The following is a 15688-nucleotide window of genomic DNA, read 5'->3' on the forward strand; positions in this document are numbered from 1 at the left end:
AATTTTTAAAATTTAATGATTTTTATTTTTCTATTAATCCTTCTTTTATCAAGTAATCTCTCGCAACATCCTTTGCTGGTCTTCCCTTGACGTCTACCTCATAATTCATCTCTGCCATTTCCTTTGAAGTTATTTTTCCAGATAATTTTCCCAAAGCTTTTTCCAGTTCCGGATATTTATCTAAAGTTTTACTTCTAAGAAGTGGTCCTGCTTGATATGGTGGGAATAATTTTTTATCGTCTTCTAAAAGTTTAAGTTTATTTGTAATTATTTGACTATCTGTAGAATATACATCAGTGACATCAATGGATTTATTTGAAATAGCAGTGTATCTAAGTGCTGGTTCCATTGTCTTTACGTCAAAATTAAGATCATATAAACTCTTTAGCCCCTTGTTTCCATCTTCTCTATCATTAAATTCTAGAGTAAATCCTGCAACCATTGATTTTTCTAATTTTTTCAAATCAGAAATTTTTTCCAAATTATTTTCCTTTGCAAAATCTTCTCTAACAGCTAGAGCATAGGTATTTTGAAATTCACTTGGATTTAAATAAACTAAATCATCTTGTTTTAAAATTTCATCTCTAGCAACTTTATAATACTCTTCTGCATCTTTTTCTATTTCTCCTGGGTCATTTTCCAAAAGTGTAGAAGTAACAGTCCCTGTAAATTCTGGATAAATATCAATGCTGCCAGACTTTAGAGCTTCATACAAAAAACTTGTCTTCCCAAAGTTTGGCTTTACTTCAGCCTTTATATCAGTTTCATCTTCAATTAATTCCTTATACATATTTATTAAAATTTCCGGCTCAGCACCAAGTTTTCCTGCAATCACAAGGGGTTTTTTATTATTTCCTCCAAAGGGTACAAAACTAAGAGCCAAGAGAACTAATGCCATGATAAAAGAAATTAAAATTGTTTTTAATTTTTTATTTTGTAAAAATTTAATTAAAGCTCCAAATAAAACTGCAAGAATAGCAGAAGAAATTGCTCCAATTAAAATTAAAGAAGAATTGTTTCTATCAATCCCCAAAAGAATAAAAGATCCAAGCCCTCCTGCACCCACAAGGGCAGCAAGAGTAGCTGTTCCTATAATCATAATACTTGAAGTTCTGACTCCAGACATTATAATTGGCATGGCAAGGCTCAATCTATATTTCTTAACTTTTCCCACTTAGTCATCCCAAAAGCTCTCGCTGCTTCTTCAAGAGATGGATCAATTTCAGAAAAACCTGTCACGGCTCCTTGATAAATTGGAAAAATTGCATAAATTACAAGGGCAGTAATTGCTGGAACTTTGCCTATTCCCATAAAAGGAATAAAAAGTCCCAAGAGAGCAAGTGATGGTATAGTTTGAAAAATTCCAGTAACTTGAAGGACTCCTTCATTTATTTTTTTGCGATTGGACAAAAATATGGCAAGTGGTATTGCTATTATAATTGCAGTGACAAGGGACATAAGAGAAATTTGTAAGTGTTCAAGAAGAGCAGTGACCCACTGACCTTTTCTCTCAGAAAAAGTTGCTATTAAACTATTCATGAATTTCACCTTCCTCTTTAAAGAAGTTTGCCACAAAATCACTTGCAGGATTATTTACAATATCATCAGGACTTCCAATTTGAACAATTTTTCCAGCTCTCATAATGCAAATCCTATCAGCAAGTTTTATGGCCTCTCTCATATCGTGAGTTACAAAAACAGTTGTAATCTTGAAATCTCTGTGAAGTTTTTTCACCAAATCTTGGAGCTGAGACCTTGAAATTGGATCGAGAGCAGAAAAAGGCTCGTCCATTAATAGAACTTTTGGATTTGCAGCAATTGCCCTCAAAATTCCAATCCTTTGTTTTTCTCCACCAGATAAATCTTCTGGCAATCTATTTCTATAAACTTTTGGGTCAAGATCAACTTGTTCAAGAAGACTGTCCACTTTTTTAGAAATTTCTTTTTTGCCCATTTTTTTCATCTCAGGAATAAGACCAATATTTTCAGCCACTGTTAGATTTGGAAATAGGGCAATTTCTTGCAAGACATAACCCATCTCAAGTCTCATGTCTCTTAGATGATAATCTTTAATATTTTTCCCTTGAAAGAAAATATCTCCTTCACTCTGTTCAATTAATCTATTTATAAGTTTAAGTGTCGTTGTCTTCCCACTGCCACTAGGACCAACTAGAACGAAAAATTCTCCCTCTTTAATTTCAAAACTTAAATCATCGAGGACTTTTTCCTTTCCGTCGTAAGACATAGAAACACCTTGGTATCTAATCATTATATTCTCCTTTGTTCCTAAAAATAGCTTACAAGGATAACTTACCCTTAGACAAAAAAATAACTCATAAATCCCATTTTTTGTTAGATCTATGAGTTATCCATTTTTCATAATTAATTTTTTACCAACTAATGAGTTATCTTTATATTTTTCATCAAGAGCTTTATCTTCAGCTATCATCCTTCCTTTTTCTATAGCTTTTATGGTTCCATTACTTAGAACATTAAGTTTTAAATCAAAAGGAGTACCATTTCTCTAATACTTGCCCTTAAAAACATATTAATTTCAGTAATCATATTTAATCCTAAGCTTGAGTAGATTTTTTCTGCATCTTCTTTTAAGGTCTGTCCTAACAGTTTATGCTTTTTGAGATAAGTTCAGTATTTCCAGAAGTTTGTTGACGTCACGCAGTTCTGATTGGGTATGTTTTATCTCTTTATTAACTTGTTTTAGTGCAGTTTGTAATTTAGTAGTATCTTCACCAACCTCAACAGTTATCCCTTTTATTCTATTTGCCAATATATCACCCCTTAATTTTAGGCATCAAAAAAGCACCTACCATTTTGATAGATGCTAAAAGAATAATCTTAGTTAATAGATCTTTCTAATATATGCTTAAATCATCATAAAGATTTTCTGATATTATTTCTTCAATTTTTTTCCCTTCTATTTTTGTATGATTTAGTAAATCAGCATATGAATTATATAACAAATCTTTTTTTCCACAAATGTCAATAAAAATATACCCCTCTCTTGAAAAAGTAAGAGAATACATTTTATCATGATAACTAAATTCAAATTCTCTATTTGCTTTAATATCGTCTTTAAAATTTTCTAATTTATAGTTGCTCATTTTAATACACTGGTCCTCTTTTACCATTTATCCAATCATGTCTATGCAGAATATTAGGATCATGTGGTTTTTTTGAATCTTTTTTACATACCCTTCTTCATCTTTATCAAAGACAAAACGCTTATAAAACTGCTTAAAATACAGGATTTCTAAATTTACATCTTTTGTATCAACGCTATGGTTTTCGAGTAAGATGTTTTTGGAAACTGACATACTATTTCTAATTCTTCTATGGCCTAATATTTTTTAACTTAACTTATCGAAATGATTTTCATAATTATCTATTAATAGCCTAAGTCTTTCAACTTCTTCTTCAAGGAGTTCTCTTCCCTCATCTGTTATCATGTAATATTTTCCCTTTTTATCCACTTCAACTCTTGTGATAAAATCATTTTCTAAAAACTGTGCCAAGAGGGCATAGAGGGTTCCTGGTGCTAAGTTTATTCTTCCTTTGGTTATTTCACTTACCCAAGCTGTTATCTCTGCCCCATTTCTAACTTGACCTAGTGCCAAGAGGGTGAAGTACATGGGCTCTGTTAAGGTTTGGAATTGGTCTCTTGCCATGATTACACCTCCAAGATTTTTTGCAATCTCTTCTTGGACCTTTTCATCCTCTAGATTACCACTCACTTCTAAGACTACATTATCATATAAAATCACGTAGTCTTCTCCATCAGACAAAATATATGTCTTGTCATAGGGATAGGCTTCAGATATGTCCTTTACATAGTCAGCCCTATAATGGTGCTTCGTAGAATTTTTTAGGATTCTTTCAAATAAATTGCCTGCAAGGTCCTGTGACTTTACCACAGTCTTTCTTATACCAAGATTCTTTTTTTCAGAAAAATAATAATCGCAGCTTTCTGTCAAAAAGCTTCTATTTTCCTTAGTCTTAACAAAATCTCCCACAACTTGACTTTCAAATTCATTAGCAGTGGTAAATTTATCTATTAAAGTAAAAGTCAGAATATTTATAAATAAAAAAATTAAAATTAGCATTGAAATAAAGATAAGTTTTTTTTCATCTTTCTTTATATTCATGACCTTAACTTTTTTGCGGTAGAAAAAAATAAATCCAAACATAATCATTGGTGGAAATAGACTTATTATCATATTTGTCCCACTCGAGTCGCCACTAGGAAGTAGGAAATCTGATGAAAAGGCAAGCACAATTAAAATAATTGGAATATAATTCATTAAGACAAAGGCTTTAGAAAAAGTAAGACTTGAAAATTTTATTTGACTTATGCTTTTTACATCCTTGTTCCTCTTTTTAAAAAATATATAATCCCCCAAGGCTAAAGCATTAAAAAGAAAAAACAAAATCATAGCCGGCTCCATAAATATTAGGTAGTTTGAATAAAATATTTCCCTTGAAAAAAATTTAGAAGTTATAGAGAAGGCTAGGAAGGCAAAAACCATAAAAGATATGCTAAGGGACGTTAGTTCTCCTTTGACGCCCTCATTTAAAATTTTAATTTCTTCACTCCCATCGTTATAAAGAGAGTCTTGGCTCCCTTCATCAAGCTTATAGATGTTCATGTTGTAGCTCCTGTCCACAAGATGCCAACCAAGATCTCCTGCCATCTCATCAAAGTCCCTTAGTTCATCCTTGGAGAAGGCAGAAAAGGATCCTTCGTTAGGAGCCATGGAAATTTTATATCTAACATCTTCAGGATCAGCTTTTTTAAACTTGTGGATGAAGGGCAAAATAATTTTTTCAATTTGCCAACCCTCTTTTGCCATGTCTTCGTACCACTTTTCAACAAGTCCAAAGTTTGTATAAGTTAAGTATCTTGCCTTTAACATAATCTATCCTCCTTTAGTATCGACTATCGATAATTAGATTATATATCGAGACTCGATAGATTTCAATAAAGATTAGGATATTTTTTTAATTTTTATTATCTTCTCTTTCAAATTTTGTTTTTGCCTTTCCCAAAAAATTTTTTATAAAAATAAGGTCCCTAAGATATAAAATCCTAAGGACCTCTAATTTGTTTTTCACTTATAATTATCTATTTTGAGCAAATATTTATGGACAACCCTTTTATTTTACTTAAAAAATTATCCTCAACATTTTCAATTATTCTTCTATTCTTCATAAATTCTCTAAGACTTTTATCAAAGTCAGTCTTTATCTTTTTGTTTACTAAGTTTTACCGAATTCAATTGATAGTCTGATTTTAGTTTCTTGAAAAATTTACCAATATTATAGTTCCTATGAAAGGATAAAGTCGATTCAATCATTGATTTGTGATCTATAGCATCATCAATTATATCTAATGTTCTAACTTCCACGCCCTCTTTTGCAGCAAAATCTAGAAAACTTTCTTCATCAAAATTATCAGTATCAAATACCATTATATAAGACTTTGTTATCATATCATTTACAAAATCACTAACTCCCCTTAATGATACCAATGTTACTAGACAAATTATAGTTGCTATTAATGCTCCTTCATAAAATCCAACTCCCACTGCAAGTCCAATTGCTGCAGATAACCATAAAGTTGCAGCTGTGGTAAGACCTGAAACTCCATCCTTTGTTTGAAGTATAGTGCCTGCACCCAAAAAACCAATTCCACTCACAACTTGGGCTGCCATCCTTGCCGTATCTCTCCCAATATTATTAGATATTTCACCAATTCCTTCTATTCCAATTAGCATAATTAAGCATGCACCAACGCTTACTATTATATGTGTCCTAAGGCCAGCCGCCCTATTTTTAATTTCCCTTTCTATTCCAATAATGGCACCTAAAAAAGCTGCTAAAACTATTCTAACCGCCACCAAAAATATATCCATTCTCTCCCCATCCCCTCGATAAATATTTAAATTCTTTTTTATAATTTCTTTTTGAAGATGTAATATTCATCATTTAAAATTTTCCACTGTCCTGAAATTTACTAAAAAGTTTAATTGTTACGAAAATCAAAATTTCCTAGTACAAGTTAAAAAGCTAATACTTTTCACTTATATTTACTTAACTAAAAGTATAGCAAGTAACTTTTTTTATTTATAAGCCCATATCTGTGTAAACTAGTAATAATTATTTTATGATGACTACTACAAGCCCAATTAAAATAAAAATAATTCCAATAATAAGTTCTGCTAATCCCAGCTTCTTAGCATAAGATTCTGTTTTTCTTCCTGATTTAAAATTCGACTCAAAATCATTAATCAAATTATATTTTTCTTTAAAATAAATTAAATAGCCGAAAGTAATAAAAGCTAATCCTACTAGGATAAGTATTATTTTTAATAAAGTCATAAAACACCTCTCTTAAAACTTCTTAGACGAACAAGTATTTTGTAATAATTATACTACAAATAATTCCACTACTTCTATTGACTTTTTTCTTGAAAAAAAATATAATCTAGTTAGAAAGTGCGAATTTCTAACTAAGGAGGTTTTGTTATGTTAGTTGAACTAAAAGCTAAATCACAAGTCACTATCCCAAAAGACATAGTAAACTCTATGGACTTAAATCAAGGCGACCAATTTGAAGTAATTGAAGATAAGGGAAAAATTGTACTTGTTCCAGTTGCAATCTATCCAGAACATGTTATAAAAAGTTTAAAAGCTGAAGTAAAAGAGATTAAAGAATCTATAAGAAATGGAGAAAAGCCAATCTTTGATTCCATTGACTCTCTATTTGAGGAGTTAGATAAGTAATGTCCTATAAAGTTACTTATTCTAAGGCCTTTAAAAGACATTACAAAAAACCATCTGATACTGAAAAGAAACAAACGAAAAAGAAACTTAAATTTTTCGTAGAAAATCCTACTCATCCATCTTTAAGAACTAAGAAAATAAAAGGTGCAGATGGCATATGGGAGTCTTCTGTTAATATGGATATTCGCATTATTTGGTTCTATGAAAATAATGAATTGATATTTCTTTTAGATGTTGGACACCACGATATACTGGATAAGTTTTAAAAAAACTATATTAACAACAGGAATTGGAAATGAAAATTTTGCGGGTGATGTATAATGCATCACCCGATTTTTATTTTAAATACTTTTATTTTCTTGACAACAATGTTATACATTCCGCATGGATTGGGTGGTCAGTATAGATAAAATTTAATTTTTTCAAAAGACTCGTATGTGGAAAAATATCAAATTTTTATAACTTAACTAAATATTTATATTATTATTGAAAAAAATAGTAGAAATCCAATAATATGTTTATTGGATCTATAAATAATTCTTAAGCCTAATCTCTAGCCTTATTTTACGTGTCTTAAATTAAAGATATAATTATTTACGATTTTTTTCTTAACATTTGATAGCTAATCTTTAAATTTTTAATATATCCTAACCATTTTCTTTTTTCGCCAAAGCATTATTAACTTTATATCCAATGATGAAGTAGAATAGCATTTGCAATACAACTATTATTGTCATAGTTGTATTGTTTAGACTATTACTAAATATTATTATAATATTTAATAAAATAAAAAATATAGCATATATTCGAAAAAGTTTAGCTGCATACCTATGCGCATAATTCCAGTTTTCTTTTGATTTCATACTTAATTCAGTTCTAAATCCACTATACTTACTGATATTTCCATTTGCTTTATACTTATAAAAGAAAGACAAAAACAATCCTGCCATTGGTAATAAGCTAATTACAATTTTTTCAAAATTCATACAAAACCCTCTAAAGATCCTAAAACACATTGATTTCAACAGTTTTATAAGCTATTATTTTATTTTCTTGAAAGAAGAGTTATACATTCCGCATGAGAGGTTTTTGGGAATTGGTCTACTATTTCTAGTTCTTCTATTTTATATCCTCTTTCTTCAAAAACTTGTAAATCACGAACTAGAGTCACTGGATTGCAGGATATATATAGGAATTTTTCCGGATCAAAGTCTATTATTTTGTCTATTGCTTTTGGATTTATTCCTTCTCTTGGTGGGTCAATGACTATTAGGTCTGGGTTCTTGTCCAAGTCATCTAAAACTTTTAGAACGTCTGATGCTATGAATTCAACGTTATCTATGCCGTTTAATTTTGCATTTTCTCTTGCTGCTTCTACTGCTTCTTCTACTATTTCTACGCCAATAACTTTTTTTGCTGATTCTGCCAAGACTTGTGTGATTGTTCCTGTTCCTGAATAGAGATCAAAAACCAACTTATCTTTTGCGTCAATTTTTTCTCTAGCCATCTTGTACAAAACTTCTGCAGATCTAGTGTTTGTTTGGAAAAATGAGAAGGGACTTATTTTAAATTTAAGTCCAAGTACTTCTTCTTCAATGTGATCCTTTCCATAAATCAAATTCATTTCTTCTGGAACTATGGCATCGGATAGGGCATCATTTTTTACGTGATAAATTGATACAATTTCCCCTTGCAAATCTAAACTGAGTAAGAATTTTATAAATGCTTCTCTATCTAGTTCGCTTTGACTAGATGTTGCAAGAAGAATCATAATTTCTCCAGTTTTTGTCGCCTTTCTTATTAAAAGGTGACGCAAAAATCCCTCGTGTCTTTTTCTGTTGTATTGTACTTCTCCAATTTCTTCAAAGTAGTTTCTTATTTCTGCTCTTATTGTATTAAAGTCAGAGTCAACAATATTGCAGTCTCTTGTGTTAATTATCTCATGAAATCTATTTTTTACGTGAAGTCCTAGGGAAAGAGGTCCACCCTTGTACTCGTCGCCAAAGGTATATTCCATTTTATTTCTGTAATATTTGTGGACTGGTGATGGAACTATTTCTATTTCTCTTTTTATTCCATTTTCTTCAAATAGTTTTTCTATTAATTCCTTTTTATATTTGATTTCGTCATCGTATTTTAGTGTTTGATAAGTACAACCGCCACATTTTTCAAAGTGTGGGCAGGGATTTCCTTTTTCTATGTCAGATCTTTCTATTATGTTTAAAAGTTTTGCTTTTTTTGATCTTCTGCCTCTTGCTTTTATTTCTACTTTTTGACCTAGGATTCCTCCCTTAAATTCGTATTTTCTATCTTCAAATTTCCCCCTTGATATGTTGGGAAATCTTGATTCATCTATTTTAACTATAATGCTCATTACTTCACTCCTTTAGGAAAATTATATCAAATTATATGAACCCCCTCAATTTAATAAATTAATAAAATTATGGATAATATTTATATTTTTTATAGAACTTTAATATATATTTTTGTTTTATTTGGTATAATACATTTGATAAGACTTTGTTAGTGGGCAAAAAACCCACAGATTTTTATTGGAGGTATTATAATGAAAAAAACATGGTTGGTATTGCTACTTGCAATGCTAATGACTCTTACTGCTTGTGGCGGCAACAAAAAAGAAGCTACAGCAGATGCAGATGGCAATGTGATTGAGGATTTAAAAATCCAATTTGTTCCTTCTAGGGAACCAGACGAAATTGTAACTAAGACTGAACCACTTAAAGAAATCTTAAAGACTAAGCTTGCTGAAAAAGGATACGATGTTAAAAACATTGATATCACAGTTGGTACAAACTATGAATCAACTGGTGAAGCTCTAAGTGCTGGTTCTGTTGATGTTGGTTTCATCCCAGGTGGCACTTATGCAATTTACGATGATGGCGCTGAAGTTCTTCTTACTGCAACAAGAAAGGGACTTTCAATTGATTCTGAAGATCCAAAAGAATGGAACGACAAAAAGCCTACAGAAAAAGCTGAAGAACAAGTTGATTTCTACAGAGCTTTAATAATTGCAGGACCTTCTGAAAAAGGTAAGGAACTTGCTGCAAAAGTAAATAATGGAGAAGAATTAACTTGGGAAGATCTTTCAAGTGCAAAATGGTCTGTAATGGGATCATCTTCTTCTGCAGGATATATTTACCCATACCTTTGGTTACAAAAGAATTATGAAAAGAGCCTAACTGACCTTCCTTCTGTTGTTCAAGCTGACTCTTATCCATCTTCTATGGCAAGACTTGCTTCTGGTCAAGTTGACGTTATGGTTGGTTTTGCTGATGTAAGAATGGACAATGCAGAAAAATGGCAAAATGAATTTGGAAAAACTAATTCAATCTGGGACGAAACAAATGTAATTGGTGTTACTGATAAAATTTACAATGACACAATTTCAGTTTCTAAGAACTCAGAAATTATGACTGACGAATTCAAAAAAGCTCTTCAAGATTCCTTCATCGAAATTGGCGAAAGTGAAGAAGGAAAAGAAATCATCGCAATCTACAGCCACGAAGGTTACAAACCTGCTGAAGATAAAAACTACGATGGTGAAAGAGAAGCACAAAAACTATTAAAAGAACTTAAAAATTAAGAAAGGGCTTCAATAGAAGCTCTTTTTTATAAGGAGAATTATGATTGAATTTAAGAATGTAGATAAAATATATCCAGGTGGATTTAAAGCCCTAAAAGATATTAATTTAACTATTGATGATGGTGAATTTGTTGCCATCATAGGAAGATCTGGTGCAGGTAAATCTACCTTAATTAGGACTATAAATAAAATGCACGACATAAATGCAGGAACTCTTACTGTTGATGGTGTTAATGTGAAAAGTTTAAAGGGAAAAGATCTAAGAAAATTTAGGAGAAATATCGGGATGATTTTCCAATCTTTTAACCTAGTTGAAAGAATTTCTGTAATAAAAAATGTTATGTCATCCTTTGTCCCTGATTTAAACCCAATCCAATCACTTTTTGGAATTTACCCAAAGGAATGTAAACTTAGAGCACTTGAAGCTCTTGAACAAGTAGATATTCTTGATAAGGCTTTTGAAAGAGCTGACAACTTATCTGGTGGACAACAACAAAGAGTTGCCCTTGCAAGAACCCTTGTGCAAAATCCAAGTATTATTCTTGCTGACGAACCAGTTGCCAGTCTTGACCCAGTTACTGCAAGACAAGTTATGGATTATTTTAAAAAGATTAACGAAAATCTTGGCATAACTATTCTTTTAAATATCCACCACGTTGAACTTGCTCTTGAATATGCGACAATGGTCCTCGGTGTTCGTGATGGAGAAGTAATTTATTACGGACCTGCCAAAGATGTTGACGATTCCGTTTTAAAATCTATTTATGGAGATTCCTTTGAAGAAATAAAAATGGAGGAAGTATGAGCCTCTACTATAAAATTTTCAAACCAAAAAAACACATTCTAAAGTCTGGAAAAGAAGTTTATGAGTATCCAACTTTGACAATTCCCGTTCTCATACTCTTGCTTCTTTTTACCATTCTTTCTGTAAGAGTAACAAATTTTTCACTGGCAACACTTGCTAAAAATATTCACAAGCTTTCTGCCATTTTATCTCCAATGTTTAAGCCAAACTTTTCCTACTTCCCTTCAGTTGTAGGCCCGCTTTTGGACACAATAAAAATGTCCTTTTTAGGATCTTTTTTGGGAGCAGTCTTGGCTATGCCTTTTGCTTTCTTGGCTTCAAACAATATGGTAAATAACAAGGTCATAAACTGGATCGTTAAATTATTATTCTCTATTCTTCGTACCATTCCAACTCTTGTGTCTGCCCTTATAGCAACATATATTTTTGGACTTGGTGCCTTTGCTGGTACAGTTGCCATATTTTTATTTTCATTCTCTTATGTTGGAAAACTAACTTATGAGCAAATAGAGACAGTTAATATGGGAGCTTTTGAAGCTATGATATCAATGGGCTTTACTAGAGTAATGGCATTCTTTAAATCTATTGTGCCAGAAATTTTACCCTTCTATCTATCAACTGCCCTATATAACTTTGAAGGTAACGTAAGATACGCTGCTATCCTTGGTTATGTTGGTGCCGGTGGCTTGGGACTTCTTATTAACGAAAACATTAACTGGAGAGACTACAACCGTGTAGGAATGATTCTTTTGACTCTACTTATAACAGTATTCATTATAGAAAATATAAGTTCCTACTTTAGAAGAAAGTTGAATTAATATGTCAGAAAAAGTAATACAAAAATTAAAATCAGAACCAAAAAATCGTGGCTATATCCTAATGATTGTGGCTATAGTTCTTTTTATGATAATCTGGTCATCTTCTGTAATAAATTTTGAATCTGCAACAAAAGATGGCACAGAAGTTGCAAAAAATATTATAAAAGGAATTTTTAATCCAAAAAGAGAAATGCTCTTTAACCTAACAACAAAGGGAGTGCCTTACCTATTATTAGAAACTATGTGTATAGCTTTCTTGGGTACACTTGTTGGTGCAATAATTGCCATGCCACTTAGCTTTTTAGCATCATCAAATATCGTAGCTGCCCCTATTGCTTATCTAGTAAGACTTCTTATTATACTAATAAGAACAATACCATCAATAGTTTATGGTCTTATGTTTATAAGAGTAACAGGACCTGGACCCTTTGCTGGACTTATGACTATGAGTTTCACATCAATTGGCATGCTTACAAAATTATTTTCAGATAACATTATGAATTTAAACAAGGCAATATTAGAGTCTTTCTCATCAATTGGTGCAACAACTTTCCAAAAAATTCGCTTTGGAATAATTCCACAACTCTTTGCCAACTTTGCATCAACAACAATTTATCGTTTTGACATAAATTTAAGAGATGCTGCAGTCCTTGGACTAGTTGGAGCTGGTGGAATTGGTTCACCACTTATGTTTGCCATAAACTCTTACAAGTGGCAAGAAGTTGGAGCAATCCTTTTGGGACTTATTATCCTAGTTCTATTTATAGAATATTTCTCAACAAAAATTAGAGCAAGACTAGTAGGTGAAAAATGAAATTAAAAATAATTCACACCTCAGACTTGCATGGATATTTTTTCCCAACAGATTATCTAGATAGAGAGATTAAAGAAACAGCTTACCTTTCACTCCTAAACAATATAGAAAAAGATGAGCATGTAATTTTGACAGACGGAGGCGACATTCTCCAAGGTTCATCCTTCGACTACTTTGTAAAAGAAAAGCTAAACTCAGATATAATAGCAGACATCATGCAAAATGTAGACTACTATACCTTGGGCAATCACGATTTTAACTACGGCTACGAATACCTAAAAACTTATATCGAAAACATGAAGGGAAAACTTGTTTGTGCCAATGTAAAAGACAAACTAGGCAACATTAAAATTGACCCTTATGCAATAAAAGAAATTGACGGCTATAAAATCGGATTTGCAGGAATAGTCACAGACTGGGTAAATCTCTGGGAAAGAGAAGAAAACATAAAAAACTTTGAAATAAGAGATGCCTTTGAAGAAGCAAAAAAAGTTTTAGAAGAATTAAAAAGAGAAAAAACAGACTTAAACATTTTAATATATCACGGCGGTTATGAAATTGACCTTGAAAGTGGGGAAAAACTAACAGATACAACAGAAAATGTTGGTGGAAAAATTGCAAAAGAATTGGACTTTGACATAATCTTAGCTGGTCACCAACACATGGAGCTTGCAGGAAAAATAAATAATACTCTCGCCATAGAAACACCAGCAAACGGTGCTAAAGCAGCCCTTGTTGAAGTTGATTTTGACACAAAAGAAATAAATTCTTCTTTTATAGAAGCAAAACTTGGAGAAAATCCTCTAATAAAAAAATATAAAAACATAGAAGAAAAAGTTCAGGACTATTTAGACCTTCCAATAGCAAAACTCAGCCGTGACTACATGCCAGAAGATAGAATTAAAATGGCACTTGAAGGATCAGACTTGGCAGACCTAATAAATAAAATCCAAATAGAATATACTGGTGCAGACATTTCCATAACATCCTTTGCCAATGTAATATCAGGCTTAAAGAAAAACTTGACCACAAGAGATGTCCTAAACACATATAGATTTCCCAACACAACAGTAGTTCTTGAAATCGACGGCAAAACACTAAGAAATGCCCTAGAACAAAACTTTTCATATATCGAATACGATGGAAATTATAAAATATCAAAGAAGTTTTTAGAACCAAAAGAAGAACACTACAACTTTGACTTTTTCTATGGAATTGACTATGAAAAAGACCTCACAAAAGAAGTGGGAAAAAGAATAGGCAAAATCTTTTTTAAAGGAAAAGAAATAAAAGATAGCGATAAATTTTCCCTTGTCATGAATAACTACAGAGCAACAGGTGCCGGTGGGTTTGATATGTATAAGGACTTAAAAGTCCTAAAAAATTACGATAAAGAAGTAACAGAAATACTTTTAAATTACTTTAGAAATCTATAAAACAAAAAGAGCTTAAAGGCTCTTTTTTTATTAGATATTTACTTATACCAGTTTAGAAAAATTACTTAAAAAAAGGCAAAAAAATAAGACAGTTTCCTGTCTTATTCGTAAAGATTTCTGCCACCAAATTTAATTTTGCTATTATTTAGCGCTTTCTTTTGTGGATAGTTGTAATTAGAAATCATCGACCTAAAAAGCGTAGCAGCTTCAGATCTCCTAATTGATCTTGTAGGATAAAAGTTACCGTCAGAATAGCCCCTCAAAATGCCTGTGTCCACAAGGGCACCTACATATCCTCTTGCCGAAGGGCTTATCATTGCCCTGTCGCCAAACTCATTTGTAGAACCTTCTTTCGGTGATAGCGAATATACATATCCAAGAATTTCTGCAACTTCTTCTCTTGTAATTTCCCTATTTGGATTTAACCTACCAGTTGTTGGTTTAATGTAACCTGCCTTTATGCCTTTAGCTACATCACTATAAAACCAATCAGATGTACTTACATCAGAAAAAGTGACAGTATAAGTTTTGTCATAGCCAGCTAAACTATTTATAGTGGCATAAAACTCTACTCTTGACATGTTTTCATTCGGTTTGAAAGTCCCATCTTGGTAACCAGACATAATTCTCTTATCTGTTATAAAATCTACAGAAGACTCAGCCCAGTGACCTCTTGTGTCTCTAAAAGTTTTCGCAGATACAGTGCTTGTCAAAATCAATGCTGAGGAGATAATGATCAATGAAGTCTTTTTAAAAATCTTCATCTTTATCACCTTCATTCTTATTATATATCATTTATTATCATTTAACAGACTTTCTATTTTAAGTTTCTGTTACAAAGAATTTTTCCCTGTAATACTCCTGCAACATTCGTTCGACTTATAATTTATCTTTGCAATATGTCTTCTCAAAATAATTTATACTTATTATTAATTAAATAAACATTAAAAATTTGCAAATAAAAAGAGAACAGATTATGTACATTTATAACTGTTCTCTAAGGGAAGAAAAAAGATGATGAAGTTTTCACTTCATGTATATTGTACGTTAGATATTTTATTTTGTCAATGCTTTTATGAAAATATTTTCAGAATATTTTATTTTTATAATTATGGCTATTCTATCTGAATCTATCTTGCTTTTGTTTTTATGTCAAAAGAATTATGAATATCTTTTCATAGATTACACTCTTTGTTTTTTTATGTTAAAATGTATTAGAGGTGATATTTTGTTAAAGGATATAATTTTAAAAAGACGAAGTGTTAGAAAATATAAAGATAAAGAAGTTGATAGAGAAAAGTTAGAAGAACTTTTAATGTACGCATCTATGGGACCAAGTAACGGAAATTCTCACCCAGTTGAATTTATTGTAGTTGATGATAAAAAAAGAATCGAAGAATTATCCAATAT

General features: G+C 31.5%; 19 protein-coding genes and 1 pseudogene. 8 read left to right on the forward strand and 12 right to left on the reverse strand.

From position 1 onward, the window contains the following. Positions 1 to 22 precede the first annotated feature (22 nt). The 9 genes and pseudogenes from HGPT_RS05980 to HGPT_RS06005 all read right to left on the reverse strand — a co-directional run bounded on the left by HGPT_RS05980 (position 23) and on the right by HGPT_RS06005 (position 6396). Positions 23 to 1174 (reverse strand): ABC transporter permease/substrate-binding protein, encoded by a 1152-nt coding sequence (locus tag HGPT_RS05980; protein ID WP_281032383.1) that lies wholly within the window; start codon positions 1172 to 1174, stop codon positions 23 to 25. Beyond that, on the reverse strand, positions 1147 to 1539 hold the full coding sequence (locus tag HGPT_RS10425; protein WP_281032384.1) for an ABC transporter permease: 393 nt from the start codon (positions 1537 to 1539) through the stop codon (positions 1147 to 1149). The genes HGPT_RS05980 and HGPT_RS10425 overlap by 28 nt, the downstream gene beginning before the upstream one ends. Next, positions 1532 to 2269 carry an ABC transporter ATP-binding protein gene (locus tag HGPT_RS05985; protein ID WP_019138929.1) on the reverse strand — a complete coding sequence of 246 codons (738 nt, stop codon included), beginning with the start codon at positions 2267 to 2269 and terminating at the stop codon, positions 1532 to 1534. Before HGPT_RS05985 ends, HGPT_RS10425 begins: the two co-directional genes overlap by 8 nt. 96 nt (positions 2270 to 2365) lie before the next feature. Next, a pseudogene (locus HGPT_RS10540) lies at positions 2366 to 2625 on the reverse strand (type II toxin-antitoxin system RelB/DinJ family antitoxin). A 1-nt stretch (position 2626) separates the two neighbouring features. After that, complete coding sequence (locus tag HGPT_RS09195) at positions 2627 to 2788, reverse strand: hypothetical protein (protein ID WP_019138930.1); 162 nt, start codon at positions 2786 to 2788, stop codon at positions 2627 to 2629. 85 nt (positions 2789 to 2873) lie between these two features. Continuing rightward, complete coding sequence (locus HGPT_RS05990; RefSeq protein WP_019138931.1) at positions 2874 to 3122, reverse strand: hypothetical protein; 249 nt, start codon at positions 3120 to 3122, stop codon at positions 2874 to 2876. Between the two features lie 246 nt (positions 3123 to 3368). Continuing rightward, entirely contained in the window at positions 3369 to 4931 is a 1563-nt protein-coding gene (locus HGPT_RS08895) for a DUF2812 domain-containing protein (RefSeq protein ID WP_019138932.1), read from the reverse strand. 321 nt (positions 4932 to 5252) lie between these two features. After that, positions 5253 to 5930, reverse strand: coding sequence for an MgtC/SapB family protein (locus HGPT_RS06000; RefSeq protein WP_019138934.1), 678 nt, complete (start codon positions 5928 to 5930; stop codon positions 5253 to 5255). A gap of 244 nt (positions 5931 to 6174) precedes the next feature. Continuing rightward, positions 6175 to 6396: a DUF3784 domain-containing protein gene (locus HGPT_RS06005; RefSeq protein ID WP_019138935.1), complete on the reverse strand. Its 222-nt coding sequence runs from the start codon at positions 6394 to 6396 to the stop codon at positions 6175 to 6177. Between the two features lie 147 nt (positions 6397 to 6543). On the opposite strand from HGPT_RS06005, the gene HGPT_RS06010 reads away from it, so the two are divergent. Beyond that, complete coding sequence (locus HGPT_RS06010; RefSeq protein WP_019138936.1) at positions 6544 to 6801, forward strand: AbrB/MazE/SpoVT family DNA-binding domain-containing protein; 258 nt, start codon at positions 6544 to 6546, stop codon at positions 6799 to 6801. After that, positions 6801 to 7067 carry a type II toxin-antitoxin system RelE/ParE family toxin gene (locus HGPT_RS06015; protein ID WP_019138937.1) on the forward strand — a complete coding sequence of 89 codons (267 nt, stop codon included), beginning with the start codon at positions 6801 to 6803 and terminating at the stop codon, positions 7065 to 7067. The genes HGPT_RS06010 and HGPT_RS06015 overlap by 1 nt, the downstream gene beginning before the upstream one ends. Before the next feature lie 381 nt (positions 7068 to 7448). On the opposite strand, the gene HGPT_RS06020 is transcribed toward HGPT_RS06015, so the two are convergent. Beyond that, positions 7449 to 7787, reverse strand: a complete 339-nt coding sequence (locus HGPT_RS06020; protein WP_019138938.1) for an SdpI family protein — start codon at positions 7785 to 7787, stop codon at positions 7449 to 7451. Positions 7788 to 7846: 59 nt separating this feature from the next. Continuing rightward, positions 7847 to 9175 (reverse strand): 23S rRNA (uracil(1939)-C(5))-methyltransferase RlmD, encoded by a 1329-nt coding sequence (gene rlmD / locus HGPT_RS06025; protein WP_019138939.1) that lies wholly within the window; start codon positions 9173 to 9175, stop codon positions 7847 to 7849. A 192-nt stretch (positions 9176 to 9367) separates the two neighbouring features. Between rlmD and HGPT_RS06030 the strand changes: the two genes are divergently transcribed. The 5 genes from HGPT_RS06030 to HGPT_RS06050 are packed head-to-tail and all read left to right on the forward strand — an operon-like array spanning position 9368 to position 14278. Further along, positions 9368 to 10405 carry a phosphate/phosphite/phosphonate ABC transporter substrate-binding protein gene (locus HGPT_RS06030; RefSeq protein ID WP_019138940.1) on the forward strand — a complete coding sequence of 346 codons (1038 nt, stop codon included), beginning with the start codon at positions 9368 to 9370 and terminating at the stop codon, positions 10403 to 10405. Between the two features lie 40 nt (positions 10406 to 10445). Next, positions 10446 to 11210 (forward strand): phosphonate ABC transporter ATP-binding protein, encoded by a 765-nt coding sequence (phnC, locus tag HGPT_RS06035; protein WP_019138941.1) that lies wholly within the window; start codon positions 10446 to 10448, stop codon positions 11208 to 11210. After that, positions 11207 to 12028 (forward strand): phosphonate ABC transporter, permease protein PhnE, encoded by an 822-nt coding sequence (phnE, locus tag HGPT_RS06040; RefSeq protein WP_019138942.1) that lies wholly within the window; start codon positions 11207 to 11209, stop codon positions 12026 to 12028. The genes phnC and phnE (HGPT_RS06040) overlap by 4 nt, the downstream gene beginning before the upstream one ends. Before the next feature lies 1 nt (position 12029). After that, complete coding sequence (gene phnE, locus HGPT_RS06045; protein ID WP_019138943.1) at positions 12030 to 12842, forward strand: phosphonate ABC transporter, permease protein PhnE; 813 nt, start codon at positions 12030 to 12032, stop codon at positions 12840 to 12842. Next, complete coding sequence (locus HGPT_RS06050) at positions 12839 to 14278, forward strand: bifunctional metallophosphatase/5'-nucleotidase (RefSeq protein WP_019138944.1); 1440 nt, start codon at positions 12839 to 12841, stop codon at positions 14276 to 14278. Before phnE (HGPT_RS06045) ends, HGPT_RS06050 begins: the two co-directional genes overlap by 4 nt. A 101-nt stretch (positions 14279 to 14379) precedes the next feature. On the opposite strand, the gene HGPT_RS06055 is transcribed toward HGPT_RS06050, so the two are convergent. After that, on the reverse strand, positions 14380 to 15042 hold the full coding sequence (locus HGPT_RS06055; protein WP_019138945.1) for an S-layer homology domain-containing protein: 663 nt from the start codon (positions 15040 to 15042) through the stop codon (positions 14380 to 14382). Positions 15043 to 15506: 464 nt separating this feature from the next. Here HGPT_RS06055 and HGPT_RS06060 point away from each other — a divergent pair. Beyond that, the coding region (locus tag HGPT_RS06060) for a nitroreductase family protein (RefSeq protein ID WP_019138946.1) at positions 15507 to 15688 on the forward strand (182 nt) is incomplete at its 3' end.

The organism is Peptoniphilus timonensis JC401 (assembly GCF_000312025.1).
Classification (GTDB): Bacteria; Bacillota; Clostridia; order Tissierellales; family Peptoniphilaceae; genus Peptoniphilus_A; species Peptoniphilus_A timonensis.